The following is a 24,077-nucleotide window of genomic DNA, read 5'->3' as shown; positions in this document are numbered from 1 at the left end:
CTCCGGCGGCCGGTTCGGCGCGGCCGGTTCACGGTGCCGTGCGGGTGGGGCGTGCGGCGTGCGGTGGGGCGTGCGGTGTGCGGCGGGGCGTGCGTTCTGCCGCTGCGGCGGCGGTCGCCCGTTGGGGGTCAGCCGCCGAAGACGTCGGTGACGGTCTGGGCCGTCGGCAGGGACTCCTCGCGGTAGACGCCCAGGGCGCGCAGCACCGGGTCGTCGCCCAGCGAGAACAGGTCGGCGCCCTCGGCCGAGTGGTGTTCCTCGGCGGCCCAGGACGGGACCACGAACATGTCGCCCGCCGTCCAGTCGAAGCGGCGTCCGTCGATCACGCTGTGGCCCTCGCCCCGGAAGACCACATAGACGCGGTTGCCGCTGCGCCGCACGGGCAGCGAGGCGCCGCCGGGTCGCAGCCGGTGCATCCCGCAGGAGAGGGTGGGCAGCACGCTGGCGCCGGAGCGCGGGTTGGTGAACTCCAGGCTGACCAGCGGCGCTTCGGTGCCGGCGGCCAGCTCGGCCAGCCGGCGGGCGGTCTCCGTCCAGCGGTAGACCAGCAGCCGGGACGGCTCGGGGTCCAGCGGGCCGCGCACCGCGCCGGCCACCATGGTGTCGGCGAACGCGCCGCCGCCGGCCGCGAACTCCCGCTCGGAGCGGTTGTGTTCGCCCTCGACCGGCTGGCGCAGCTCGGGGTGCTGCTCGAAGAAGACCGCGTCCAACGCCTCGATCATCGGCAGGTCGAGGCCGTCGAACCAGTACATGTGCCCGTCGCCGCCGTTGGCGTGGTCGTGCCAGGCCCCTCCCGGGGTCAGCACCAGGTCGCCGGGGTGCATGTCGCAGGCGTCGCCGTCCACGGTGGTCCACACGCCCTCGCCCTCGGTGACGAAGCGGATGGCGCCGGGCGTGTGCCGGTGCGCGGGCGCGGTTTCCCGGGGGCCCAGGCACTGGAGCGCGCCCCACAGGGTGCCGGCGGCGTAGGGCCGGCCGCCCAGGCCGGGGTTGGTGAGGGAGAGCACCCGTCGTTCGCCGCCGCGCTCGACGGGGACGAGGCGGATGGCGCGTTCGGCCAGCGGGCGCAGCACCGAGCCGCGCCAGAGCCAGGGCACCGCCTTCGGCCGTGGGGTCGGGGTGAGCAGCTGCTCGGTGATGGTCCACAGGGGGCGCAGCTCGGCGGCGTCGATGTCCCGGTAGAGCGCGCTCAGTTCGGGCTCGACGTCCCCGGGCTCCGGGGTCCCGTCGGACGTCCGGGTCTCCTCGGCGGTGGACATGGGGGCCTCCTGATCGATCGACAGACGGGCGGGGGTGTTGCGTCGCGGTGGCGCGCGCCTCGGCGTGCGTTCAGCGGCGGCGTGCGCCTCGGCGTGCGTTCAGTGGCTGCTCGCGCTGGTGGCGTGCTCCGGCGTGCGCCCCGGGGGCAGGCCGATCCCGAAGCGCCGCACGCTCTCCAGCAGCGAGGCCCGACGCATATAGGCGCGGGCGCGCCCGGGGTCGGCGGCGATGGCGCGCATCTCGGCGTGCGAGGCGCGGCGGCGCGCCTCGTCGGTCTCCCGGAGCCGGTCGGTGTTGCGCTGGGTGTCGGCCTGCACATACTCGACGGCGATCCGCCGCCTGCGGTCGGCGAAGGTGTCCAACTCGGCGTCCGCGTCGGCGCCTTCGGCGATCCGCGCGAGGCGGCGGGCCAGGTCCACGGCGTCGTGGATGCCGCTGTTGAGTCCGACGCCACCCATCGGGCTGTTGATGTGCGCGGCGTCGCCGATGAGCGTCACGTCCCCGACCCGGAAGGTCTCGGCGACCCGCTGGTGAACGCGGTAGAGCTGGCGGTCGATGATCGGGTAGCCGCCGGGCCAGGGCGCCACGCCCTGGAACTGGCGCTGCAACGTCTCCTCAGCCAGCGCCTCCTCCTCGCTCTGCCCGGCCGGCACCGGCCAGACCGCGCGCCAGGACTCGGGGGTGCGCAGCAGGAACAGCCACTCGCGCGGGTCGGCCACGTAGTTGACCTCGGCGATCCCGGGCAGCGCCTCGGAGAGGTCGACGGAGGTGCTGGCGATCAGGAAGCGCTCGGGGTAGGTGAAGCCGGTGAACTCCACGCCCAGCGCGTTCCGCACCGTGCTGCCGGCGCCGTCCGCGCCGATCGCGTGAGAGCCGGTCAGCTCGCGCGGCCCGTCGGGGGTGTGCAGTGCGACGGTCACCCCGCCGCCGGGCCGCTGGCGCACGCCGGTCACCCGGCAGCCGAAGCGCAGCTCCACGCCCGGGGTGGTGCGCAGCCGCCGGTGCAGCATCCGCACCAGGTGCTGCTGGTTGAGCTGGAGCCGGTAGGGATAGGGGGTCTCGTCGGCGAGGAGCGAGAAGTCGAACTCGGCGACCAGGCCCTCCACACGGTCCCTGAAGTGGTAGATCGGCACGCGCAGACCCTCGGCGTGCATCTGCTCGGCGACGCCCAGCTCGTCGAGGAGTTCGAGCGTCGCCGCGTGAAAGGTGGAGGCCCGCCAGTCGGTCTTGGGCTCGTCCTCGGCCTCGATCAGGACGACCGGAACGCCCAGCCGGGCCAGCGAGGCCGCCGCCACCATCCCGACCGGCCCGCCCCCGACGACGAGCACCGGTCCTTCCCTGAGTCCACGCTGTAGTGCTGCCATGCGGTCAATCTCTCACGAGTTCCACTCATGAGAAATAGAGCTTGGCAAACTTCTTCTATGCAGAAAACAACGGAGATGGCGCCGGAAAAGCGGAAGCCCGGTCGGGAGCGGGCGCCTACGGTGCCACCCATGCCCGAGAACGTGCCCGAGAACGTGCCCCAGAAGGCCTCGCCCCCGGCCCGCGACGACCGCCCCGAGGAGGCCCGTCGCGCGCGACTGAGCCGGATCTTCGACGAGGTCGCCGAGCTGTACGACCGGGCCAGGCCCGGCTACCCGCCCGAGCTGTTCGACGACCTCGCCGATCTCGCCGGGGCCGGCCCCGGCAGCCGCGTGCTGGAAATCGGATGCGGGACCGGCCAGGCAACGGTGCCGCTGGCCCGACGCGGCTGCCGGGTCACCGCCGTCGAGGCGGGCGAGCGGATGGCCGCCGTCGCCCGCCGCAACCTGGCGGGCGTCGGAACCGCCGAGGTGGTCACCGCCGCCTTCGAGGACTGGCCGCTGCCGGCGGAACCGTTCGACGCGGTCGTCTCGGCGACCGCGTTCCACTGGATCGACCCCGCGCTGCGGATGGTCAGGACCGCCGAGGCGCTGCGCGCGGGCGGTGCGCTCGCCGTGGTGCGCGGGCAGCATGTGCGCGGCGGCACCGAGGAGTTCTTCGTCGAGGTGCAGCGCTGCTACGAGCGGTTCGACCCGCGCACCCCACCCGGCCTGCGGCCGCCCGAGGCCGACGACGTCGACGGCTCCGACCACGTGGAGGAGGTCGCGCGCAGCGGCCTGTTCGGACCCACCGTCCTCCGCCGCCACCAGCTGGACCTCACCTACTCCACGGACGCCTATCTGGACCTGCTGCGCACCTTCTCCGGCCACCGCGACCTGCCCGACGCCGCCAGGGAGGGGCTGCTCGCCTGCGTCGCCGGGCTGATCGACGGGCGGTACGGGGGCCGGGTCACCAAGCGGTACCTGATCGAACTCGCCGTCTCGCGCCGGCTCTGACCGCGCCGAACGGGGCCCGGGCCGGCCCGCCGGTACCGTGTGGGGGCACCAACGGCGCGACGGACGGAGCGAGATGGGTGACCGGCTGGTCTGTGTGGGGTCCTACACCGAGGACAGCGGCGGCTCGGGCCCCGGGCTCACCGTGCTCCGGGAAGACGCCGGGGGAACGCTGTCCACCGTCGCCGAGTTGGGGGTGTCCGGCTGCTCCTGGCTGGCCTGGCACCCGAGGCTGCCGGTCGGCTATGCCGTCAACGAGCTGGATCTCGGCGGCGTCACCGCGTTCGCCCTGGACGCCGACGGCACGCCCCGCGTGCTGGGCACCCTGGACAGCGGCGGGTCCGCGCCGTGCCAGCTGACGGTCACCCCGGACGGCCGGCACGCGCTGGTCGCGCACTACGGCAGCGGCAGCGTCGCCGTCCTCGCCCTGGACGAACGGGGCGTGCCCACCCGACGCGCTGACCTGGCCGAACTGGAGGGGTCCGGCCCCGACCCGGACCGCCAGGAGGCGCCGCACGCCCACATGGTGACGCTGGACGCCGCCGGCACCCTGGCCACCGTGGTGGACCTGGGAACGGACACCCTCTGGTCCTACCGGCTGACCCCCGAGGGGCGGCTGGTGGACCGGGTCGCCTCCCGGCTCCCGGCCGGCTGCGGGCCCCGGCAGCTGGTCAGGGCCGGCGGGCAACAGGCCTATGTGGTCACCGAGTTGACCAGCGAACTGATCCCGTTGCGCGAGTCGGCGCCCGGCGTCTTCGAGCCGGGCGAGGGCGTGCCGGCCTCCGGCTGGCCGGAGCGGAACCACTGCGCCCAGCTGGCGCTGACGGCCGACGGCCGGTTCGGCTTCGTCTCCAACCGTGGCCCCGACACCGTCACCGCGTTCGCCCTCGCCGGGGACGCCGCGCCGCGCGTCGTGGCCGAACACCCGCTGGGCGCCGCCTGGCCACGGCACTTCTCGCTGGACGGCCGCCGGATGTACGCGGCGGGACAGACGGGCGACGTGGTGGTCGGCCTCGAACTGGACCCGGCCACCGGGGCGTTGACCGAACGCGTCCGCCATCCGGTGGCCTCCCCCGCCTTCGTGGCGGCGGTTCCCGAGCGCTGAGGCGCCCGACGGCACGGCCGTCGCCGGCCCGGTGCGGGGCCGTGACCTCGCCGGGACCTCGTTGTCAGACCCCCGTGCCACACTGTCGGAAACCGGATGACCACGGGGGGCGATGGGCAGTGGCGGGGCAGGGGGACGGGGATGTGACGCGGGGGGCGATCGGCGCCGTGCGGGGAGCCGTTCCCGGATACGCGGTGCTGCTGGCGCTGCTGGTCGCGGGCACGGTGTTCGCGCACCGGGAGGGGCTGACCTGGCTGCGGCTGTGCGGGGCTGCGCTGTCGCTGCTCGCGCTCTGGCGGCTGGTGTGGCACGCGCGGGCGCGGCTGACGGCGACCGGGGCGTTGCTGCGGGTCGGCGCGGCCTTCGGCGAGGCCAGGTCCGTGCCCTGGCACCACATACGGCTGATCACGGTGGACGCGGGCGGCTCCGAGGCGCTGCTCCGCGACGGGGAGCGGCTGCGGCTACCGGCGCCCCGGGGCCATCTGGCCCAGGGGCCGGAGGCGTTCGATGCGGCGGTGGCGCGGCTGCGCTCCGCGATACCCGAGGCGGAGTCCGGGTCCCCGGCGCTGAGCGCGCCACCGGCCGGCGCGTGGACCCGGCGCCGGCTGCTGCTGCGCTGGGCGGTGGCGCTGGTCGCGGTCGCGGTGGTCGCCGGCTGGTCGCTGCGGAGCGACCAGCCCTGGGAGGCGCCGTGGTGGCCGGGGAGCGCCACGCTGGCGAGCGTGCCCGACCCGTGCGCGGTCGCCGAGGCCAGCCTGGCCGGGCTGGGCGTCGCCCGGAGCGGGCCGGAGCCGGCCGAGCAGCCGACGGTGGACGAGGCCGAGGGGTACCGGTCCGTGGCGTGCCAAGTGGCCCACGACGAGGCCAGGTTCACGCTCGTCTACCGGCTCCATCCCTGGCGGGGCTCCGCCGAGGCCGCGCCGGCGGACGCCGCCGGGGAGTATTTCGGCTGGACGCCGTACGCCGGTGGCGGCCAGGACGTCGAGGGGACGACCTGGCGGCGGGAGGACACCCCGAGCGGTGTCGAGCTGAGTCACCGCCGTTCCAATGTGGTGATCACCGTGGCCCGGCAGAGCTGGGCGCTCGACGGCCAGCCGGCGGACGCCGTGGTGGAGGCGTCCCTGCTGGCCGCCGGCGCCCTGAGCGCGCTCGACGACTGACCGGGCCGGCCCCGCCGCCCACCCGGGAGTCGTCACCCCCCGCCGATCACCCGGCGGCGATCACACGGCGGCGATCACACGGCGGCGATCACACGGCGGCGGTCAACGCCTCGAACTGCTCGTCCGTCAGCTCGACTTCGGCGCCGGTCACGTTGTCCTCCAGGTGGGCCACGGAGGAGGTGCCGGGGATGGGCAGGATCGCGGGCGAGCGGCGCAGCAGCCAGGCGAGGGCCAGCGCGGAGGGCGAGGCGCCGCGCTCGGCCGCCGCCCGGGCCAGCGGCCCGTCGCCCTTCGCCAGCGCCCCGGTCGCCAACGGGAACCACGGAATGAACGCGAGGCCGTTGCGCTCCGCGTACGCCAGCACGTCCTCGGCGGCTCGGTCGGCGAGGTTGTAGCGGTTCTGCACGGACACCACGGTGGCGTGCGTGGACGCCTCCTCGATCTCGGCGATGCTCACCTCGCTGAGCCCGATGTGCCGGATCTTGCCCTCCGACTGGAGGGCGGCCAGGGTGCCGAGCTGGTCGGCGAGCGGCACCGTGGGGTCGATCCGGTGCAGCTGAAGCAGGTCGATCCGCTCCACGCCCAGGTGCCGCAGGCTCAACTCGACCTGCTGCCGCAGGAATTCGGGACGCCCCAGCGGCACCCACCCGTTGGGCCCGGTGCGGGCGAAGCCGGCCTTGGTGGCGATCACCAGATCGGCCGGATAGGGGTGGAGGGCGCGGCGCAGCAGCAGATCGGCGGTGAACGGGCCGTAGGCGTCGGCCGTGTCGATCAGCGTGACGCCCAGCTCGACCGCCCGGCGCAGGACCCGCACCGCCTCGTCGGGGTCGGCGGGATCGCCCCACACCCCGGGCCCGGTCAGCTGCATCGTCCCGTAGCCGAGCCGACGCACGGGCAGGTCCCCGCCCAGGTCGAACGTTCCCGAGTGGGAGACCGGGGTGCCATCAGATGCCGTCACGCCATCCTCCTTGAGCAGTGCTGGTGAAACCGCCCGCCCAATCTAGGCAGGGCGCGCACCAGGCCGGGGGCCGGGGCGCCCGGCGCGGCGGGTGCGTGCGGGCCGGGTCACGCCGGCGACATGACCTCCCACAGGTGCCCGTCCGGGTCGACGAAGTACAGCCCGCGTGCGCACAGCGGATGCCCGGTGGAGCCGTTGGCCGGGTCCGATGGGTCGTCGCCGAAGGGCACGCCGGCCGCCGTCAGCCGGGCCAGTATCCCGTCGAAGGTCTCCGGGTCCACGTCGAACGCCAGATGCTGCCCGGCCGGTCGCTCGTCGGCGACGAACTCCAGGGTCAGGCTGTCGTTGACCCGCACAGGCGCGAGGTGCCCGCCCTGGCCGTCGGGCGGCAGCCGATGCAGGTCCAGCACCGAGGCCAGGAAGTCGGCGGCGGCGTGCTGGTCGCGGGCGGGGATCAGCACGTGGTTGAGGGTGATGGTCACGAGGTGCTGCCTTCCGTTCGGACGGCGCCGTGGAGCAGGACGGAGACCAGCTCCGCAGGGCTCACGGTGGCGTTGGCGGTGTCGAGGACGAACTGGTGGGAGAGCGAGCCGAGGAAGATCGCGGCCAGCCGCTCGGGCGGGAGGCGCAGCCGTTCCCCGTCGGGGCGGATCAGCTCGGCGATGGCGTCGCGCACCACGGCCATGGCCGACTCGCGCGCCCCGGGACCCGGCGCACCGTCCTGGCCGGGGCCGTCCTGGCCGGGGCCATCCTGGCCGGGGCCCGGCCGTTTCGGCTGGTGGCCGGAGGCCGCCAGCGCGCCCAACACCGTGCCCAGCCGGGCCAGATGGGCGCGCATCGCCTCGGCGGCCTCGACCAGCCGCTCGGCCAGCGGGCGTTCCGGCGGGATGGCGGCGAGTTCGCGCAGCACATGGTCGGGGTTGACCACCTCGTTCACGCAGGCGGCCAGCACCTCGTCCTTGTCGCGGAAGACCCGGAAGATGGTGGCCTCGCCGATGCCGGCGGCCCGGGCGATGCGGCTGGTGGTGACGGCCGCGCCGTGCTCGACCAGCAGGGGTACGGCGGCCGCCACGATCATCGCGCGCCGCTGCTCCGCGCTCATCCCGGGCGCCCGGCGGCGGGGGCGACGTTCCTCGCTCATGCCGCAACCCTACGGAGTGAGCACTCACTCCGTCAATGCCCGCCCGCCTGACGCCCGCTGTCCCCGGGACCGCACGACCGCCTCAGCGGTAGACCCGCCCCGGCTCGGCCGCGCCGGGCGCCATCAGCTGGGTCACGGTGACAAAGGTGTAGTGCTCGGCCTTGAGCCGCTCGATGATGCCGGGCACCGCCGGCACCGTTCCGTCGTAGAGGTCGTGGAGCAGGATGATCCCGTCCCGGTCGGCGCCGTCCAGGACCCGTTCCTCGATCAGCTCGGAGTCGGTGGTCTCGTAGTCCTTGGCGGTGACGCTCCAGAGCACCTGGGCCAGCCCCAACTCCTCGCTGACCTCGCCCACCATGTCGTTGGTGCGGCCCTGCGGCGGGCGCATCAGGGTGGGCGTGACGCCGGTCAGCTCGGCTATCGCCTCCTGCGTCCTGGACAGCTCCTCGCGCACCTCGTCGCGGTCGAGGTCGGTGAGGCGCGGGTGGGTCCAGGTGTGGTTGGCCACCTCGTGCCCCTCGTCGACCATCTGCCGGACCAGCTCGGGGTAGGTGTCGACGTGGTTCCGCCCCAGCAGGAAGAAGGTCACCGACACCTCCTCCTCGCGCAGGATCTCCAGCAGTTCGGGGGTGTGCTCGCTGGGCGCGGAGTCGAACGTCAGGGCTATGCACTTCAGTTCGCCGCAGTCGGGCCCCTCCAGGCTCACCGCGCTCTCCACCGCCGGCCCGCTCCGCGCGTCGGCGGGCGAGACGGTGGCCATCGAACACCCGCTCAGCGCCAGCAACGAGGCCGCCGCCGCTATCGCGCCGGCGCCCCTTCCCCGCCCCCTGCCGTGCTCTCGGCCTCGCAGACTTGCGCGCACACCGGCTCGCGACACGTCGAACTCCCCCGTGGTGAAGTGTGGTGATCCCCGTGGTCAGCCCTCCGGGGGCGGAGCGCCGCGCGCCCCGCCCCCGGAGAGGCAATGATCACGTCATCCTATGACCGGCCCTGAGCTGCGCCTTCACCGGCCCCCCACGGAACGGAACGCCCGCCTTCCCACGGGCTTCACCAAAGGATCAGGGGGTCAGGGCGGGATCAGGCCAGTTCCTCGGCGGCCCGCCCGGCGACCCGGTAGGCCAGCGCGAGGATGGTCAGCACCGGGTTGACGCCGCCGTTGGTCACATGGAGCGAGGCGTCCACCACCCGCACATTGGCGTGCCCCCACACCCGCCCCCAGGAGTCGGTGACCGAGTTGGCGGGGTCCTCTCCCATCCGGCAGGTCCCCGCCTGGTGTTGGCCGCCGCTGGGATGGCTGGCCTGGACGGTGCCGAACGGGAAGACCGCCCGCGCCCCGCTGGCCCGCAACCAGCTCTCCGCCCGCTCGGCCAGCAGCCGCTTCGCGGCCAGGTCTGCCTCGTGCGGCCGGCCGGTCAGCCGCGCCACGGGTATGCCGAACGAGTCCCGCACGTCGCTCGCCAACGTCACCCGGGAAATCGGACTGGGCACCTCGTGCACCGGCCCGGTCACCATCGCCAGCCGGGGGTACAGCTCCCGCAGCCCCCGGACGGCCGCGCTCCCCCAGCTGGGGATCTGCCCCAACGAGAGCAACGTCTGGTACGCCTGCAACGGGGTCGGCACGAAGTCGTTCGCCAGCATTCCGCCGCCCACGACGCCCGGGTTGTGGTGCCGGAAGTCGTTGCAGGCGATGCTCGGCCCCGGGCCCACGCAGTCCTGCACCATCTCGTCGAAGAGGGCGTGCGCCCCGGCGTAGCCGTGGCCCTGGAGATGGCGCCCCACCTGGTCGTGGTTGTTGCCCAGGCCGTTGGGCTCCCGCGCCGACGGGCTGTTGAGCAGCAGGCGCGCGGTCTCGATCGCGCCGGCGCCCAGCAGAAAGGCGCGCGCCCGCACCTCGCGCCGCACCAGCCGCATCCCCTCGGGCCTCCTCCGCCGGGCGACCAGCGCGACGGCTACCGCGCGGCCGGCCGAGTCGGTGACCAGCCGCTCGGCCCGCGCCCCGGTGAGCACATCGCAGCGGCCGGTGGCCAGGGCGCGGGGGATCACGGTGTTCCTGGTGTCGTTCTTGAAGTCGCCGGGACAGCCGAAGCCGACGCAGGCGGCGCAGTTGAGGCAGCCGCCCCGCCCGTTGTAGGCGGTCGAGTTGATCAGCAGCGGGACCGGCGAGGTCGCCAGGCCCAGCTCGTTGGCGCCCCTGGCCAGCGGTCCCGCGACCGCGTTGGGGCGCACCGGCGGCATGGGGTAGCCCCGGGCGCGCTCGTCGGCGAACGCGTTCCCGCGCGAGTCACCGCTCACCCCGATCTCCCACTCGGCGCGGTCGTAGGAGGACGCCAACTCCTCGTAGGTCAGCGGCCAGTCGGCGAGGCTGCTGCCCTCGGGGACACCGTAGAGGCTGGCCATCCGGAAGTCCTCGGGGCAGAACCGCCAGGCCTGCGCGCCATAGACGCGGGTCCCGCCGCCGACGGTCATCGCGTTGTTGTTCCAGCGGGCGTCGTCCGGCCAGACGGTCTCGTCGCCGGCCCGGCCGGCCGCCACCCTCGGGTTGCCCTCGGCCGGCGGTCCCGCCGTGGCGTCATAGTCGCCGTTGACGGCGACGCGGCGCTGGCTGCGCAGGTGGTCGGCGCGCAGTTCGGCCGGGGTGAGCCACGCGCCGCGCTCCACCAGCAGCACCCGGTGGCCGGCCTCGGCCAGCACGCAGGCCGCGACGCCGCCGCCCGCGCCCGCGCCCACCACCACGGCGTCGTAGTGGCCGGCGACGGCGTCCCAGTCGGTGGTGGGCGGCGGGGCGTCGTCGGGCTCGGGCCACGGGGCGGAACCGGGCCGCTCGCGGTAGCCGATCAGCCGCCAGGAGAGGCCGTCGCGGTTGCCGCCGTTGCCCGGGTCGCCCCAGAAGCCCTGGGCGGCGAGCCGGATCACGGTCCGCAGGAACTCCTCGGGGTCGGTCTCGCCCCACTCGGCCCTGGCGTCGCCGTCCAGCAACTCCTCGATCACCACGTCCTGTTCGGCCGGGGCGAAGTCCGCGAAGTGCACGCCGCAGGTGGGACCGCCCGCGTTCCGCGCGCACGCCTCGTGGTCCAGCAGGTCGAGGCCGGTCTCGACCAGGGGCGCGAGGCGGCGCGCGTCGCCGGCGAGGATGCGCGGGAGGAAGGCGTCGAGACCCGCCTCCCAGCCGGCCGGGTGGTCCTCGGCCGGGATCAGGCGGTTCACCAGGGCCCTGAGGGTGACCTTCCGGTGTGGTGGGGCGGGTTGCCACGGCTCCATCGGCACTCCTTCGGGTCGCTGCCGAACGGTCGGCGCTCCGCCGGGTCGTCGTCCCCACGGCCACCCGGGACGCCCCAGCACATCAAACCCGTCCGGGCGGCGGTGTTCCATGGTCGGATTCCCACCGAAAGCGAACGAAAGCTCCGTGGGGTCACACCAACCGCCGTGCCACGCGGGGGGCGTGGGCGGCGCGGCGGGCGCGGGCGGCGTCGGCGGCGCGGGGCGTCGGCGGCGCGGGGCGTTGGCGCGCGGTTCACTGCCCGCCGCGCGGCGCGTACATGATCACGGCCATGCCGACCAGGCACACGGCGGCACCGATCAGGTCAAAGCGGTCGGGTCGGTATCCATCCGCGACCATGCCCCACGCGATCGAACCGGCCACGAAGATGCCGCCGTAGGCCGCCAGGATGCGACCGAAGTTGTCGTCAGGCTGAAAGGTCGCGACCACTCCGTAGAGCCCGAGGGCGATCGCCCCGGCGCCGACCCAGATCCAACCCCGGTGTTCGCGCACCCCCTGCCAGACCAGCCAGGCGCCGCCGATCTCGAAGAGCGCGGCGACGACGAAGAGCGCGACGGAACGGGTGACCAGCATGAGGCGTCCTTGGGGAGTGCGGGTGGTGCGGTTCGAGCGGCGCGGGGGGCCGCGTTCAACGGGCGGCGGCCGGGCGGGGCGGCGGGCCCTCGTGCGCGTCCGGCGGGCCGAAGAGCCCGTCGAGCAGTTCCGCCGCCTCGGCCGGCCCGGTCACCTCGCAGTGCAGCTCGGGGCCGTCGAACACGAGGCGGAACGCGAGGAAGGGGCAGCACCGCTGCTCGGACACCACCAGTTCGGCGAACGCCGCCGCTCGGTCCGCCGGCACGGTCAGCCGCACCCCGCCGGACAGCGGGGCGCACCGGGCGCCCTCGGTGAGACGGCGCCAGGCGGCCGTCCGTTCGGCGAACCCGCCGCCGTCCAACGAGCAGGCGACGGGCGGCTGCTCGGCCAGCGGCGGCTCGGGCTCGGGGGCGGCGGCCTCGGGGGCGCCGGGCGGTTCGAGAAAGACACAGCTCGGGTCGCACCGGCCCGAGCGGTCGGGCAGCGCGTCGAGCCGCGCGAGCGCGGCACGGAGGGTGGCGGTGAACGAGGCGAGTTCGGCCGCCCGTTCCTCGGCCGCCGCCAGCCGCGCCAGGACGCGGGGCCGCAGATCGGCGCGGACCGTGCGGCAGTCGGCCGCCGCCCAGACGGCCAGCAGCTCGGCGATCTCCTCCAGGGAGAGGCCCAGGTGCTTCGCCGCGCCGATGAAGGCCAGCCGGTCCACGGCGTCGCGGCCGTAGACCCGGTACCCGGCCGGCGTCCGCGCGGCGGGGAGCAGGCCCGCGGACTCGTAGTAGCGGAGCGTGGTCGCGGGAACGCCCGTGCGCGCGGCGAGTTGGGAGATCCGCAGGGTGTCCATGGCGGAAACGGTAAACCTTCCACCCGACTCGAAGGTCAAGCCCGCACCGGACAGGCCGCCGCCCCGGGCCGGTCCATCGGCCCGGGGCGGTTTATCGGCCGGGGCGGCGCGGGGTGGGCACCCCGGGTCAGGCGCTCCTCTGGGGCTCGCGCTGCGCTGCCGGCCGCCGCTGCCGCCCGTTGATGGCGCTGACCAGCAGCTCCGCCTCCTCGACAAAGCCGCTGATCCGCAGGGTGCCGCCGCCCTTCAGCTCGCAGCGGCAGACCACGTCGCGCCCCAGGAAGCGGGCGAGCGGGTAGCGGTTCCTGGCGGAGGTCGCGGCGGCGATGTCCGTCCACGGCACCACGGTCAGCCGGCCGGCGGCCCGCCGGGTGAGCCCGTGCTCGCGGACCACGTACACCTCGCCCCGGTCGCGCCGGCAGCGGCGCCAGATCCGCGCCGCGAGCGCCAAAGCACCCAGCGCGAGCGCGACGCCCAGCACGCCGGCCGGCGGCGGCCCTTCCAGGAACGCGGCCCAGCCCGCCACCGCGAGCCCCGCGACCGCCAGCCCCACCGCGCCCCAACCGACCCGCGCGCGCCTGCGGTTGTCCGTGTGGTGCTTGCGCACCAACCTGCCCAGTGACCGTTCAACTCCAGAGGCCACGCCGCATCACTCCCGTCTCTCGTTCCCGTCCTCGGGCGGCACTCGCCTGGCGTGTGGCACCAGTGTGCGACAGCCCGGGGCCACTCGGCGACACCTCGGACGGCGCCACACACGGAGACGTTGCGGGAACGGGAACGGTTCTGGGCACGGGGCGGGCCTGGGAACGGGCGTTGGAACGGTCCCGGCGCGCCGTGGGTCCCGCGCGGTCCCGGGGTCAGTTCAGGCGGCCCAGGGACTCGACGGCCGCCAACGGGTCAGGGCCGGCCGGGATCACGACCAACCGGTCGGCGCCGGCCTCGTGCAGGGCCCGCACCCTGGCCCTGCCGTGCTCCGGGGTGCCGGAGACGGCCAGCTGGTCCACCCAGTCGTCCGGCAGCGCCCGGGCGAACTCCTCGGGCGATCCGCTCTGTTGACGCAGCGCCGCCAGCCCGTCGGCGAACGGCAGCGGCGCGATGTGCGGCGCCCACGCCGGCTCGCCGACCATCTTCAGCCCGTCCCTGGCGTGGTCGCGGGCGACGTTCGGGTCCTCGTCCAGCGCGGCGACGGTGTAGGCCACCAACAGGTGGTCGCCCTCGGCGGCGATCTGCTCCCTGGCCGCCGCCAGATACTCGGCGCTCACCGGCTCGGCCAGCAGGGTGCCGTCCGCCACGCGCCCGGAGGCGGCCAGCGACCTGGGCCCTCGCACCCCGCCGAGCACCAGCGGCGGGCGCTCCGGCGGGGCAGCCAACTCGACCGCGTCCAGCCGCACATACCGGCCGGAGACGGTGACCCGCTCCCCCGCCAGCAGCGCCCGGAGCGCCGCCAGATACTCCTCCAGCAGGGTCAGCGGACTGGCGGGCCACGAGCCGACCTGCCGCATCCAGTCGGGCATCCCGTGTCCGACCGTCACGATCAGGCGGCCTGGGTGGAAGTTCGCCAGGGTGGCCACCTCCATGGCGGCGAACGCGGGGTTGCGCGCGCCGGCGGGCAGCAGCCCGAGACCGACCGTGATGCGCTCGGTGGCGGCGAGCACGGTGGCGGCCTGGGCGATGCCCCCATTCAGAAAGCAGTCCTCGACGATCCACAGCGAGTCAAAACCGAGCCGTTCCGCCCGCTGGGCGAACGCGACCATCGTCGACCGGTCCAGCAGACCGGGCACCAGCACACCCACGGGGCAACTCACGGCGGCTCCTCACCATCCCGACATCGCTCGGCATCGCCGACCCATCGCCGACCTGTCGCCGACCGTTCCGGGCGGCGTTCCCCCTGATCAACGACGGGACGGCGGCAGAGTTCCAGGCGCTGGGCCGCTCGGGCGGGGCGCCCGGAAGCCGGCCGGACGCTTAAGGAGTGGCGACGCGGGCCGGCTGCGGTGAGGATTCCGCGATGGATGTCTTCCTGAAGACCGAACGCCTCAGACTCCGCCCGTTCACCGAGCGGGACGCTGGCTCACTGTTGGCGCTGGACAGCGATCCCGAGGTCATGCGCTACATCACCGGCGGCCGGCCGACCAGCGCCGAGACACTTCGGCTGCGCACCCTGCCGCGCCTGCTGCACGACCACCCGGGCTGGGCGGCCGGGCGCGGCTACTGGGCGGCGGAGGAACGGAGTTCCGGCGTCTTCCTGGGGTGGTTCGAGTTCCGGCCGCTGACCGAGCAGAACGGCACAGAGGAGAACGGCACCGAGGAGAACGGCGCCGGCGGGGCCGGGACCGGCGGGGCGGAGGTGGAGCTGGGCTATCGGCTGGCGGCGTCGGCGTGGGGACGCGGCCTGGCGACGGAGGGGGCGTCGGCCCTGGTCGACAGGGGTTTCACGGAGTTGAGGGTGGCGCGGGTGACGGCCAACACCATGGCGGTCAACGCCCGTTCGCGCCGCGTCATGGAGAAGGTGGGGCTGCGGCTGGTGCGCGCCTTCGCCGGGGACTGGCCGGAGCCCATCCCCGGCTCGGAGCACGGTGAGGTCGAATACGCGCTGACCCGCGAGGAGTGGGCCGCGCGCCGCCCCGCGCCCCCGGCGCACGCGCACCAGCGCCCCACCGTTGGGTGAGGCGCCGGCGCGCGGAACAGAGCCCGGTCAGTCCGGGTCGATCCTGGTCAGTCCGCGTTCAGTCCGGGGCAGTGCGCGTCAGTCCACGTCAGTCCCGGTAGAGGACGGGTGCCGCGGGGGCGTCGAGGGCACCGCCGAAGGCGTCCTCCACGGCCCCCGCCTCCTCCGCGTTGGGGTAGGGGTTGGTGCACCCGACGCCGGCGGTCGAACCGGACATCAGGCTGCTGCACGGGCCGGGCTTGATGTCGGGCAGGCCGAGGATGTGGCCCAGTTCGTGGGAGGCGATCCGGGTGGTGTCATAGCCCTCGTCCACGGCCTGGCGGCCGAACCAGACGATGCCGTTGCCCAGGCTCGTCATGAGCGCGCGCGGCCAGCCGTCGTCAGCGACGATCTCGATGTTGGCGGACTCGCCGGCGCCGGCGGGCTCCAGTTGGACGTTGACGACGCTCTCGTTCCAGATGGCGGCGCCCGCGTGCACGGCGTCGACGAACTCCTCCGCGCCGCTGACGTCATAGGTGAGCGTCGTCGCGGCGGTGGACGGGTCGTCGGCGACCGCCTGGCCCGAGGTCCAGAGCAGCGCCAGGCTCGCCAGCAGGGTGACCAGCACCCGGGTGGCCTTGTTGAGGGTCACGTCAGCCTCCTGTGGGGGGACGATTAAGAGGTGTGCATGACAAACCTCACCCTGCCCAGCGTGGCGCCGAACCAACCCGATCCCGCCGCCGGCGCGGCCGACGGCGGGGCTTCGGATGGCCGCCGTCAACCGCGCCGGCGGCGGCGCTCGGTCACATACGCCATCACCTCGGGCGTGGCCTTGCTGGGCGCGCCCGAGTCGAAGGGCGGCTGCGGGTCGTACTCGATGGACAGTTGGGCGGCCCGGGCCGGCACCGGGCCGACGAGCCGCTCGGCCAGGGCGAGCGCCATGTCGATGCCCGAGGAGACGCCGGCGGCGGTGATGATCCGGTCCCGCACAACCACCCGCTCCTCGGTGTAGCGGGCGCCGTGTGCCTCCAGGTCGGCGACGGCCGACCAGTGGGTGGTGGCGTCCAGGCCGCGCAACAGGCCGGCGGCGCCGAGGATCAGGGAACCGGTGCAGACCGAGGTGGTCCACCGGCTGCTCGCGTGCATCCGCGCGATCCACGTCAGGAAGACGTCGTCCTCCTGGCGGGGCCTGGCCCCGGGCCCACCGGGGACGACCAGCACGTCGGTGCTGTCGAACTCGGCGAACGCCGAGTCGGCCCGCAGCCCCAGGATGTTCGCGCCGTCGAGGACCACGCCCGGGGTGAGCGCGGGGAAGCGCACCTCGACGCCGGGGAGTTGACGCAGCACCTCGTAGGGGCCCACGGCGTCGAGGGTGGTGACGCCGGGGAACAGGGGGATCAGGATGCGCATGATGGCCTCACGGTCTCGGGGTGGTGCGTTCGTTGGTTGACGGGTTCCGGCGGCTGGTCTCCGGAGCCGGGCTCGGTGGCGGCCCTGGCCGGCCGGCCTCGGTCGCCGACCTCGGCGGCCCAGTTGCGGCGGCCCGGTTGCGGCGGCTGGCCTCGGTGCGGGACCGGCCGCCGGGCGCGGCGGGCGACGGGGCCCGGTGGGTCAGGGGGCGCGGCAGCGCCGGGTTCATCGCGGGTTCATCGCGGGCCCGGCAGCGCCCCCGGGCGGGCGAACCGTTCCCGATAGGCGCCCGGGGTCACCGCCAGCACCCGCTTGAAGCTGCGGTGGAAGGTCTCGGCGGTGCCGAAGCCACACGACCGGGCGATGGCCTCCATGGTGACGTCCGTGGTCTCCAACAACCGGCGGGCCGCCTCGACGCGCGCCGTCTCGACATAGCCGGCCGGCGTCCGGCCCACCGCCTCGCGGAAGACGCGGGCGAAGTTGCGTTCGCTCATCCCGGCGCGGTCGGCGAGCGCGGCCACGGTCAGGTCCTCGTCCAGATGGTCGACGATCCACTCCTGAACCTCGCGCACGGGCGCGCGGGCCGGACGCTGGGCGGCCAACTGCGTGCTGAACTGCGCCTGGCCGCCGGGGCGTTGCACGAACATGACCAGCTGGCGGGCGATCTCCCGGGAGAGCTGGGCGCCGTGGTCCTCCTCGACCAGGGCCAGCGCGAGGTCCATGCCGGCGGTGACGCCGGCGGAGGTCCAGACCGGGCCGTCGCGGACGAAGATCGGCCGGGGGTCGACGACGACCTCGGGATGGTCGGCGGCGAGCCGGTCGCAGGAGGCCCAGTGGGTGACGGCCCGGCGCCCGTCGAGCAGCCCGGCGCTGGCCAGCAGGAACGCGCCGCTGCACACGGAGGCGACGCGGCGGGCGCGACGGGCGGTGCCCCGGAACCAGTTCACCAGGCGTTCGTCCTCGCAGGCCCGGTACACGCCTCGGCCCCCGACGGCGATCACCGTGTCGACCGGCCCCTGGAGCTGGTCGGTCGTCAGGGTCGGGGAGACGGAGAGCCCCGAGCTGGCGACCACCGGCCCCCGCTCGGCGGCCACCACCTCGATCTCCACCTCCCCGGTCCGCTGGCCGGCGGCGGTGAACACCTCGTGCGGGCCGGTGAGATCGAGGATCTGGAAGCGCGGGAAGACGACGAAGACGACACGGCGAGTGGGCACGTCCCGATTCTGCTGCCGGAGTAGAACCGGCGGCAATGACACGCTTCTGACGATTCCCGCCAACGACCGCCCGGGCCCGCCCCCACCCGGCGGGGCGAACGGGGGCGGACCCGGGCTGGGACGGCGGACTCGGACTCGGACTCGGACTCGGACTCGGCAGGAGGGTTCGGGGCGGACGCCCACGACCGGCGTCCACGGCCGAACCCCTACGACAACTGGGCCTCGATCTCGGCCAGTTCGGCGTCGCCGAAGTCCAGGTTGTTGACCGCGCTGACGTTGTCCTCCAGCTGCTTGACGCTGCTGGCACCCACCAGGGCGGAGGTGACCCGGCCGCCGCGCAGCACCCAGGCGATGGCCATCTGGGCGAGGGTCTGGCCGCGCCGCTCGGCGATCGCGTTGAGGCTTCGCACCCGGTCCAGGGTATCGCCGGTCAGGCCCTCGGGGGTGAGGAACGGGCTGGCGCTGGCGGCCCGCGAGCCCTCCGGGATGCCGTTCAGATAGCGGTCGGTGAGCAGCCCCTGGGCCAGCGGGGAGAACGCGATGGAGCCGACTCCCGTCTCGTCCAGCGCGTCGAGCAGACCGTCCTCGACCCAGCGGTTGAACATCGAGTAGGACGGCTGGTGGATCAGCAGCGGGGTGCCCAACTCGCCCAGGATGCGGGCCGCTTCGCGGGACTGCTCGGGCGAGTAGTTGGAGATGCCGACGTAGAGCGCCTTCCCCTGGCGCACGGCGGCGTCCAGCGCCCCCATGGTCTCCTCCAGGGGGGTGTCGGGGTCGGGTCGGTGGGAGTAGAAGATGTCCACGTACTCCAGCCCGAGGCGGCTCAGGCTCTGGTCCAGGCTGGAGAGCATGTACTTGCGGGAGCCCCACTCGCCGTAGGGGCCGTCCCACATCAGATAGCCGGCCTTGGTGGAGACGATGATCTCGTCGCGGTAGGGGCGCAGGTCCTTCGCGAGGATGCGACCGAAGTTCTCCTCGGCGGCACCGGGCGGGGGGCCGTAGTTGTTGGCCAGGTCGAAGTGGGTCACGCCGAGGTCGAACGCCCGACGAACGATGGCGGTCTGGGTGTCGAGCGCCTTCTCGGCACCGAAGTTGTGCCACAGGCCGAGCGAAACGGCCGGCAGCTTCAGGCCGCTGCGGCCCGAGCGCCGGTAGGCCATGTCCTGATAGCGGGTGTCGGCGGCGACATAGGTCACGGTGCGTCCTCGTTCGAATCGTCCGAATCAAGCCAAAGCTCCAGCTCTCGCGAGCCGCCGAGTATCGTCACACGGGCCCGCGCCGGAGGCAACCGAATCCTCGCCGCCACGGCGCCCGCGACCACGCATCCCACCTGCGCTTTCTCCGCGGCGCCCGGCGCGCGGCGGTGGCCGGGGCGGAGCGAATCCGCCGGATGACCGGCGCGACCGGGCCGCCGCTGCCATGATGCGGTCCATGGTCGACCAACCCACCGATCAGACCACCGGGATACGGCGCGCCACCGCGGCGGACTGGCCGGAGCTGACCCGCATCGACCCGATCGCGGCGGCCGGGGACGACTCCCGGCGCGCCCATCTGCGGCGCTGGTGCGACGAGCGGCTCGCCCTTGTCGCCGAGGACTCGTCCGGAGTGCTGGGGTACTGCGTGCTGGAGTACACCTTCTTCGAACAGGGCTTTGTGACCCTGTTGATGGTGGCGCCCGGCGCTCGTCGGAGGGGCGTCGGGACCCGCCTCCTGGCGGCCGCCGACGCGGCCCGCACCTCGCCGAAGCTCTTCACCTCCGCCAACCTCTCCAACCGGCCGATGCGCCGGCTGCTGCGCACCACCGGCTGGCGGCCCGTCGGGCTGGTGCAGGGGCTGGACGAGGGCGACCCCGAACTCTTCTATCTCAGCCCCGGCTCCCCGCCCCCGCCCGCCGCGGCGACCACCGACCCCGAAGCCCTGGACGAGGCCGATGCCCTGGACGAGGGCACCGACCCGGCCGGGGGCGCCGACCTGGACACCGCCGACCTGACCGACGCGCGACGGAACGGCTCAGAGCTTCCGCTTGAAGACCCAGACGGACAGCGGCGCGAAGACCAGGGCGATGGCCAGGGCCCAGGCAAGTGACTTGAGCACGGGGGTGGCGACCGCTCCCCCGAGCATCAGCCCGCGACAGGCTTCCGCGAGGATGCTGACGGGGTTGATGTCGACAAAGGCCTGGAGCCAGCCGGGCATGGTGTCGGCGGGCACGAACACGTTGCTGACGAAGGTGATGGGGAACAGCGCGGTGAAGCCGAAGATCTGCACCCGCTCGGCGTCCTTCGCGAGAAGCCCGACCAGCACGGCGACCCAGGAGAACGCCAGCGCGAAGACCAGCAGCAGGACGACCGCGCCCAGCATTCCCGGCACCCCGGGCGGTCCCAGCCGGAATCCGAGGATCAGCCCGACCACGAAGACCAGCAGGATCGACCACGCCTGCTTCACCTGGTCGGCCGCGATCCGGCCGGCCAGCGGCGCCCAGCGCGCGATGGGCAACGACCGGAGCCGGTCGAAGAAGCCTCTGGTCAGGTCGGTGTTCAGCCCCTGCCCGACATAGAGGGTGACGAACAGCATGTTCATCACGATCATCCCCGGGAGCATGAACCTCAGATAGTCGTGCACCGACCCGGCGATGGCACCACCGAACACATAGGTGAACAGCAGCACGAACATGATGGGCTGGATGCTGAAGTCGCTCAGCTCGAAGGGGTTGTGACGCACCTGCACCAGGGTCCGCCAGGCCAGGGTGAGGCTCTGTCTGACCCCCTCCAACAGCCCGACGCGGGGCGCCGGCTCGGCCTCGGCGGAACGTCCGCCGGTCGCCGCCTGAGCACTCATCGGGGCACCTCCTCGCTCGGGTCGTCCTGCCGCCCCGCCTCGCCGTCCCCCTCCTCCGACGCCGCCTCGGCCTCCTCGGCCGGGCGGCCGGTGAGGCTGAGGAACACCTCGTTGAGGCTGGCTCCCCGCAACGCCAGCTCGGTGACCCGCACATCGGCCTCGTCCAACCGGCGCACCACCGCCGGCAGCACGTCCGGGTCCGTGATCGGCGCGGTGACCAGGGCCCCCTGCACCTCGGGCTCCACCCGCGCCAGCTCGCCCACGATGCGCCGCACCGTGGCCAGCCGCTCCGGGTCCTCCGGCCTGACCGCGAGGGTGCTCCCGCCGGCCCTGGCCTTCAGCTCCTGCGGGGTGCCGGTGGCGATCACCCGCCCGTGGTCGATGACCACGATGTCGTCCGCCAACTCGTCGGCCTCGTCGAGGTACTGCGTGGTCAGCAGAACCGTGGTGCCGCCGGCGACCAGCTGCCTGGTCAGCTCCCACATCTCGGTGCGGGCGCGCGGGTCGAGACCCGTGGTGGGCTCGTCGAGGAAAAGGACCGGGGGCCTGCCCACCAGGCTGGCCGCCAGGTCCAGCCGGCGCCGCATCCCTCCCGAGTAGGCGCCCACGGCCTGGTGGCCCGCGTCGGCGAGCCCGAACTGCTCCAGCAGCTCCTCGCCGCGCCGCCGCGCCTCGCCCCTGGCCATGCCCAGCAACCGCCCGATCAGCAGCAGGTTCTCCACGCCGGTGAGCTGCTCGTCCACCGAGGCGTACTGCCCGGTGAGCCCGACCAGGCGACGCACCCGGTGCGCGTCGGAGCAGACGTCGTAGCCGTGCACGCTGGCCCGCCCGGCGTCCGGCCGCAACAGGGTGGCCAGCACCCGCACCACCGTGGTCTTGCCCGCCCCGTTGGGTCCGAGCAGGCCCAACACGCTGCCCTTCGCGGCCCGGACGTCCACGCCGTCCAGCGCGGTGGTCCCGCCGAAGCGCTTGACCAGCCCCTCGGCCCAGATGGCGTGCTCCATGCGCGCTCCTTCCGAGCTCTTCCACTATGCAGTTGTCCTCGGAGCGGCCGCGACCGGAGGCTCAGAGAGTCGCGGCCGACCGTATGCCGATCAGGAGCAGCGCCACGGCGCTCGCTCTGGCGAGGAGGCGGCGCGGCCGCGGCCCTCTGAGGAGCCGTCCCGCCCGGGTGAGCAGGGCCGTCCACAGCCCGAGCCAGCTCGCGATCAGCAGGGCGTGGACGCTGGCCAGCAGCAACAGCTGTCGTCCGAGGGGCCTGGCCGGGTCGAGGAACTGTGGTGCGAGGGTCAGATAGACCGCGGCCGCCTTGGGGTTGAGCACGTTGCCCAGCAGGGACTGGGCCCAGGCCGACGACGCCAGGCGCCCGCCGAGCCACCACCCCGGCGGCCCGGCCGCGCTTCGCCGCCGCTCGTCGCGCGGGCGGGCGGAGCGCCAGGTCCAGAGCGCGAGGCCGATCAGATAGGCGGCGCCCAGCAGCCGGAGGGCCGTGAAGGCCAGGCCCGAGCCGGCGACCAGGGCGGAGAGCCCCGCCATGGCCATGGCGGCGTGCACATAGAGCCCGCCGGCCGTGCCGAGGATCACCGGAAGGGCGCGTCGTCGACCGGCGTCGGCGACGTGTCGGACCAGCAGCGCCAGGCTGGCTCCCGGCGTGGCGACCAGCGGCAGCACGGCGAGCGCGAACCCGCCGGCCGCCGCCTGGGGCGTCATGACACCACCCGGAAGTGCGTCGTCAACCGGTGCTCCCGGTCCAGGAGGTGGAAGGCCACTCCGGGGGGCGCGGCGAGGTCGGCGACCGAGGGCCCCTCCCACGGCATCCGCAGCGTCCAGGTGACGGCGGGGGCCACCAGCACCGGGATGCCGGCGAAGAAGGACGCGGCGGCCGTGTGGGCGTGGCCGGTCAACAGGGCCACGATCTGCGGATGGTCGGCCAGCACCTCCACCAGCCGCTGCCCGGTCTCCAGCCGCGAGGAGTCCGGGATCGGATGGCCCAGCTCCACCGGCGGCTGGTGGAAGGCCAGCAGCGCCGGGACGTCGGGCCCGAGCGCTCCGAGCGTGGCCGCGATCCAGTCCAGCGTCTCGGGATCGAGCCGGCCGTCGTCCCGCCCCGGGATGGTGGCGTCGCACATCAGCACGGCCGCGCCGCCGATCCGGTGCAGCTCGTTGATCGGGCCCGGCTCGGGCGGCTCGCCGAGCAGGACGCTGCGGTAGGTCGCGCGGTCGTCGTGGTTCCCCGGGCAGCACAGCACGGGGAAGGGAGCGTCCAGCAGCTTGGCCGCCTCGCGGTACTCCGACTCGGCCCCGTGGTCCGCGATGTCGCCGGTGACCAGCAGGGCGTCCGGCAGGCGGGGCAGCGCCCGCAGATGGTCCATGACGCGGGTGGCCCGCTCGGTGGCCCGGTCGGTGCCGTCCAGATGCAAGTCGCTGAGCTGCGCCAGAAGCAGGGCCATGGCCCACACCCTCTCTCGAGTCCTCACGGTAAATCTCCTCTTTACCGTGAGAACAATCTAGACTAGAGTCGTCACCGAGCGCAACCACCAGGCAGCCAAGAATTACGGAACGTCAGCTGACCAGGGCGGAAGCGCCGGCGGGCCACTCGAACGAGGGAAGCGAAGGAGAGGCGGCGAGGATGCGGCGGTTTCTGGCGGTGGAGTTCGCCACCACGATCCGGCACGACGGGCACGGCGGGGTGACCGACGAGTTGGCCACCCCCGAGGCGCTCGCCGAGTGGCTGGCGGAGCGGGCCGACATCTTCTCCCCGCCCCTCGATGTCGAGGCGACGCACTGCGACGACGCGTTGCTGGCCGAGGTGGTCGAGCTGCGCAGGGCGGTGCGCGCGCTCTTCGCCAGGGCCGTGCGCCCCGGCCCGCCCAGCCCGGCCGACGCCCATCGGCTGCTGCCGATGGAGGAGGCCATGGCCCGGCTCAACGCGGCGGTCGCGCGGGAGCCGATAACGCTCCGGCTGGAGTGGCCGGACGGGCAGCCGCCCAGCGCCAGCCCGGAGTCGAGCACCGAGGACCAGCGGATCAGGCTGGTCGCCGCCCTGGCCAGGTCCACGACGGCCTTTCTCACCGGCCCCTTCCGGGAGCGGCTGCGCGCCTGCACCGCGCCGCGCTGCGTGCGGTACTTCGTGCAGGGTCACGGCCGTCAGGAGTGGTGCAAGCCCAGCTGCGCCAACCGCGCCCGGGCCGCGCGCTACTACGAGCGGCAGCGCTCGGTGCGCGCCGGGCGGGACGGGGCGGCGGACTCATGAGGGGTGGCCCGCCGTTCCCGCCGGCCCGCCCGAAAAGGTGGGCGGCCACCGC

At 74.1% G+C, this 24,077-nt stretch carries 25 protein-coding genes; 6 read left to right on the top strand and 19 right to left on the bottom strand.

The genetic code is table 11. The annotated features are described in order from the left end of the window. Window positions 1–128: 128 nt before the first annotated feature. Together FH609_RS24635 and FH609_RS24630 are read right to left on the bottom strand one after the other, a co-directional pair. On the bottom strand, window positions 129–1,259 hold the full coding sequence (locus FH609_RS24635) for a cupin domain-containing protein (RefSeq protein ID WP_139671380.1): 1,131 nt from the start codon (window positions 1,257–1,259) through the stop codon (window positions 129–131). A gap of 99 nt (window positions 1,260–1,358) precedes the next feature. Further along, window positions 1,359–2,624 (bottom strand): FAD-dependent oxidoreductase, encoded by a 1,266-nt coding sequence (locus tag FH609_RS24630; protein WP_139671383.1) that lies wholly within the window; start codon window positions 2,622–2,624, stop codon window positions 1,359–1,361. A 129-nt stretch (window positions 2,625–2,753) separates the two neighbouring features. Here FH609_RS24630 and FH609_RS24625 point away from each other — a divergent pair, with 129 nt between their 5' ends. The 3 genes from FH609_RS24625 (at window position 2,754) to FH609_RS24615 (ending at window position 5,879) form a co-directional block, all read left to right on the top strand. Next, entirely contained in the window at window positions 2,754–3,617 is an 864-nt protein-coding gene (locus tag FH609_RS24625) for a class I SAM-dependent methyltransferase (RefSeq protein ID WP_193318020.1), read from the top strand. 73 nt (window positions 3,618–3,690) lie between these two features. Continuing rightward, window positions 3,691–4,719 carry a lactonase family protein gene (locus FH609_RS24620; RefSeq protein ID WP_139671386.1) on the top strand — a complete coding sequence of 343 codons (1,029 nt, stop codon included), beginning with the start codon at window positions 3,691–3,693 and terminating at the stop codon, window positions 4,717–4,719. A gap of 143 nt (window positions 4,720–4,862) precedes the next feature. Continuing rightward, complete coding sequence (locus tag FH609_RS24615; protein ID WP_139671389.1) at window positions 4,863–5,879, top strand: hypothetical protein; 1,017 nt, start codon at window positions 4,863–4,865, stop codon at window positions 5,877–5,879. Window positions 5,880–5,967: 88 nt separating this feature from the next. On the opposite strand, the gene FH609_RS24610 is transcribed toward FH609_RS24615, so the two are convergent. The 9 genes from FH609_RS24610 to FH609_RS24570 all read right to left on the bottom strand — a co-directional run bounded on the left by FH609_RS24610 (window position 5,968) and on the right by FH609_RS24570 (window position 14,471). Then, window positions 5,968–6,837: an aldo/keto reductase gene (locus tag FH609_RS24610; protein WP_139671394.1), complete on the bottom strand. Its 870-nt coding sequence runs from the start codon at window positions 6,835–6,837 to the stop codon at window positions 5,968–5,970. A 107-nt stretch (window positions 6,838–6,944) separates the two neighbouring features. Then, window positions 6,945–7,319, bottom strand: a complete 375-nt coding sequence (locus FH609_RS24605) for a VOC family protein (protein ID WP_139671397.1) — start codon at window positions 7,317–7,319, stop codon at window positions 6,945–6,947. Further along, on the bottom strand, window positions 7,316–7,978 hold the full coding sequence (locus FH609_RS24600; protein WP_139671399.1) for a TetR/AcrR family transcriptional regulator: 663 nt from the start codon (window positions 7,976–7,978) through the stop codon (window positions 7,316–7,318). Before FH609_RS24600 ends, FH609_RS24605 begins: the two co-directional genes overlap by 4 nt. Before the next feature lie 82 nt (window positions 7,979–8,060). Then, window positions 8,061–8,738, bottom strand: coding sequence for a polysaccharide deacetylase family protein (locus FH609_RS24595; protein WP_139671402.1), 678 nt, complete (start codon window positions 8,736–8,738; stop codon window positions 8,061–8,063). 317 nt (window positions 8,739–9,055) lie between these two features. Next, a complete protein-coding gene (locus FH609_RS24590; protein WP_193318021.1) occupies window positions 9,056–11,236 on the bottom strand; it encodes a GMC family oxidoreductase in 2,181 nt (726 codons plus the stop codon). 253 nt (window positions 11,237–11,489) lie between these two features. Then, the gene (locus tag FH609_RS24585; RefSeq protein WP_139671405.1) at window positions 11,490–11,828 is read right to left on the bottom strand and encodes a YnfA family protein; all 339 of its coding nucleotides are present in this window, start codon (window positions 11,826–11,828) and stop codon (window positions 11,490–11,492) included. A 55-nt stretch (window positions 11,829–11,883) separates the two neighbouring features. Continuing rightward, complete coding sequence (locus FH609_RS24580; protein WP_139671408.1) at window positions 11,884–12,666, bottom strand: MerR family transcriptional regulator; 783 nt, start codon at window positions 12,664–12,666, stop codon at window positions 11,884–11,886. Window positions 12,667–12,793: 127 nt separating this feature from the next. Then, window positions 12,794–13,309 (bottom strand): hypothetical protein, encoded by a 516-nt coding sequence (locus tag FH609_RS24575; protein WP_139671411.1) that lies wholly within the window; start codon window positions 13,307–13,309, stop codon window positions 12,794–12,796. A gap of 214 nt (window positions 13,310–13,523) precedes the next feature. Further along, on the bottom strand, window positions 13,524–14,471 hold the full coding sequence (locus FH609_RS24570) for an LLM class flavin-dependent oxidoreductase (protein WP_319789619.1): 948 nt from the start codon (window positions 14,469–14,471) through the stop codon (window positions 13,524–13,526). Window positions 14,472–14,674: 203 nt separating this feature from the next. Between FH609_RS24570 and FH609_RS24565 the strand changes: the two genes are divergently transcribed. Then, window positions 14,675–15,334 (top strand): GNAT family N-acetyltransferase, encoded by a 660-nt coding sequence (locus tag FH609_RS24565; RefSeq protein WP_139671414.1) that lies wholly within the window; start codon window positions 14,675–14,677, stop codon window positions 15,332–15,334. A gap of 88 nt (window positions 15,335–15,422) precedes the next feature. On the opposite strand, the gene FH609_RS24560 is transcribed toward FH609_RS24565, so the two are convergent. The 4 genes from FH609_RS24560 to mgrA form a co-directional block, all read right to left on the bottom strand. Then, the gene (locus FH609_RS24560; RefSeq protein WP_139671417.1) at window positions 15,423–15,965 is read right to left on the bottom strand and encodes a snapalysin family zinc-dependent metalloprotease; all 543 of its coding nucleotides are present in this window, start codon (window positions 15,963–15,965) and stop codon (window positions 15,423–15,425) included. Between the two features lie 125 nt (window positions 15,966–16,090). Beyond that, complete coding sequence (locus FH609_RS24555; protein ID WP_226961921.1) at window positions 16,091–16,723, bottom strand: DJ-1/PfpI family protein; 633 nt, start codon at window positions 16,721–16,723, stop codon at window positions 16,091–16,093. A 236-nt stretch (window positions 16,724–16,959) separates the two neighbouring features. Further along, window positions 16,960–17,937 (bottom strand): GlxA family transcriptional regulator, encoded by a 978-nt coding sequence (locus FH609_RS24550; RefSeq protein WP_139671423.1) that lies wholly within the window; start codon window positions 17,935–17,937, stop codon window positions 16,960–16,962. A 206-nt stretch (window positions 17,938–18,143) separates the two neighbouring features. After that, window positions 18,144–19,133, bottom strand: a complete 990-nt coding sequence (mgrA, locus tag FH609_RS24545; RefSeq protein WP_139671426.1) for an L-glyceraldehyde 3-phosphate reductase — start codon at window positions 19,131–19,133, stop codon at window positions 18,144–18,146. Between the two features lie 235 nt (window positions 19,134–19,368). On the opposite strand from mgrA, the gene FH609_RS24540 reads away from it, so the two are divergent. After that, entirely contained in the window at window positions 19,369–20,022 is a 654-nt protein-coding gene (locus tag FH609_RS24540; RefSeq protein WP_226961920.1) for a GNAT family N-acetyltransferase, read from the top strand. Here FH609_RS24540 and FH609_RS24535 read toward each other — a convergent pair. The 4 genes from FH609_RS24535 to FH609_RS24520 form a co-directional block, all read right to left on the bottom strand. Continuing rightward, entirely contained in the window at window positions 19,948–20,772 is an 825-nt protein-coding gene (locus FH609_RS24535; protein WP_226961919.1) for an ABC transporter permease, read from the bottom strand. The genes FH609_RS24540 and FH609_RS24535 overlap by 75 nt on opposite strands. Beyond that, window positions 20,769–21,776, bottom strand: coding sequence for an ATP-binding cassette domain-containing protein (locus FH609_RS24530; RefSeq protein ID WP_139671431.1), 1,008 nt, complete (start codon window positions 21,774–21,776; stop codon window positions 20,769–20,771). Before FH609_RS24530 ends, FH609_RS24535 begins: the two co-directional genes overlap by 4 nt. Before the next feature lie 61 nt (window positions 21,777–21,837). Then, on the bottom strand, window positions 21,838–22,482 hold the full coding sequence (locus FH609_RS24525) for a LysE family translocator (RefSeq protein WP_139671434.1): 645 nt from the start codon (window positions 22,480–22,482) through the stop codon (window positions 21,838–21,840). Beyond that, window positions 22,479–23,222 (bottom strand): metallophosphoesterase, encoded by a 744-nt coding sequence (locus FH609_RS24520; protein WP_139671437.1) that lies wholly within the window; start codon window positions 23,220–23,222, stop codon window positions 22,479–22,481. The genes FH609_RS24525 and FH609_RS24520 overlap by 4 nt, the downstream gene beginning before the upstream one ends. Before the next feature lie 179 nt (window positions 23,223–23,401). Here FH609_RS24520 and FH609_RS24515 point away from each other — a divergent pair, with 179 nt between their 5' ends. Further along, on the top strand, window positions 23,402–24,025 hold the full coding sequence (locus FH609_RS24515; RefSeq protein WP_139671440.1) for a CGNR zinc finger domain-containing protein: 624 nt from the start codon (window positions 23,402–23,404) through the stop codon (window positions 24,023–24,025). The last annotated feature ends 52 nt before the right edge of the window (window positions 24,026–24,077 follow it).

This window comes from Streptomyces sp. 3MP-14 (assembly GCF_006334905.2).
Classification (GTDB): Bacteria; Actinomycetota; Actinomycetes; order Streptomycetales; family Streptomycetaceae; genus Streptomyces; species Streptomyces triticirhizae.
The sequence above is the reverse complement of the archived record's forward strand: the minus strand, read 5'-3'. Positions and strand labels throughout refer to the sequence as shown.

Coding starts and splice junctions, on each gene's coding strand:
- FH609_RS24595 (WP_139671402.1), bottom strand. CDS start 8,738: ATGGCCACCGTCTCGCCCGCCGACGCGCGGAGCGGGCCGGCGGTGGAG.
- FH609_RS24585 (WP_139671405.1), bottom strand. CDS start 11,828: ATGCTGGTCACCCGTTCCGTCGCGCTCTTCGTCGTCGCCGCGCTCTTC.
- FH609_RS24530 (WP_139671431.1), bottom strand. CDS start 21,776: ATGGAGCACGCCATCTGGGCCGAGGGGCTGGTCAAGCGCTTCGGCGGG.
- FH609_RS24620 (WP_139671386.1), top strand. CDS start 3,691: ATGGGTGACCGGCTGGTCTGTGTGGGGTCCTACACCGAGGACAGCGGC.
- FH609_RS24565 (WP_139671414.1), top strand. CDS start 14,675: ATGGATGTCTTCCTGAAGACCGAACGCCTCAGACTCCGCCCGTTCACC.
- FH609_RS24520 (WP_139671437.1), bottom strand. CDS start 23,222: ATGGCCCTGCTTCTGGCGCAGCTCAGCGACTTGCATCTGGACGGCACC.
- FH609_RS24630 (WP_139671383.1), bottom strand. CDS start 2,624: ATGGCAGCACTACAGCGTGGACTCAGGGAAGGACCGGTGCTCGTCGTC.
- FH609_RS24540 (WP_226961920.1), top strand. CDS start 19,369: ATGGTCGACCAACCCACCGATCAGACCACCGGGATACGGCGCGCCACC.
- FH609_RS24580 (WP_139671408.1), bottom strand. CDS start 12,666: ATGGACACCCTGCGGATCTCCCAACTCGCCGCGCGCACGGGCGTTCCC.
- FH609_RS24590 (WP_193318021.1), bottom strand. CDS start 11,236: ATGGAGCCGTGGCAACCCGCCCCACCACACCGGAAGGTCACCCTCAGG.
- FH609_RS24625 (WP_193318020.1), top strand. CDS start 2,754: ATGCCCGAGAACGTGCCCGAGAACGTGCCCCAGAAGGCCTCGCCCCCG.
- FH609_RS24535 (WP_226961919.1), bottom strand. CDS start 20,772: ATGAGTGCTCAGGCGGCGACCGGCGGACGTTCCGCCGAGGCCGAGCCG.
- FH609_RS24555 (WP_226961921.1), bottom strand. CDS start 16,723: ATGCGCATCCTGATCCCCCTGTTCCCCGGCGTCACCACCCTCGACGCC.
- FH609_RS24600 (WP_139671399.1), bottom strand. CDS start 7,978: ATGAGCGAGGAACGTCGCCCCCGCCGCCGGGCGCCCGGGATGAGCGCG.
- FH609_RS24525 (WP_139671434.1), bottom strand. CDS start 22,482: ATGACGCCCCAGGCGGCGGCCGGCGGGTTCGCGCTCGCCGTGCTGCCG.
- FH609_RS24635 (WP_139671380.1), bottom strand. CDS start 1,259: ATGTCCACCGCCGAGGAGACCCGGACGTCCGACGGGACCCCGGAGCCC.
- FH609_RS24515 (WP_139671440.1), top strand. CDS start 23,402: ATGCGGCGGTTTCTGGCGGTGGAGTTCGCCACCACGATCCGGCACGAC.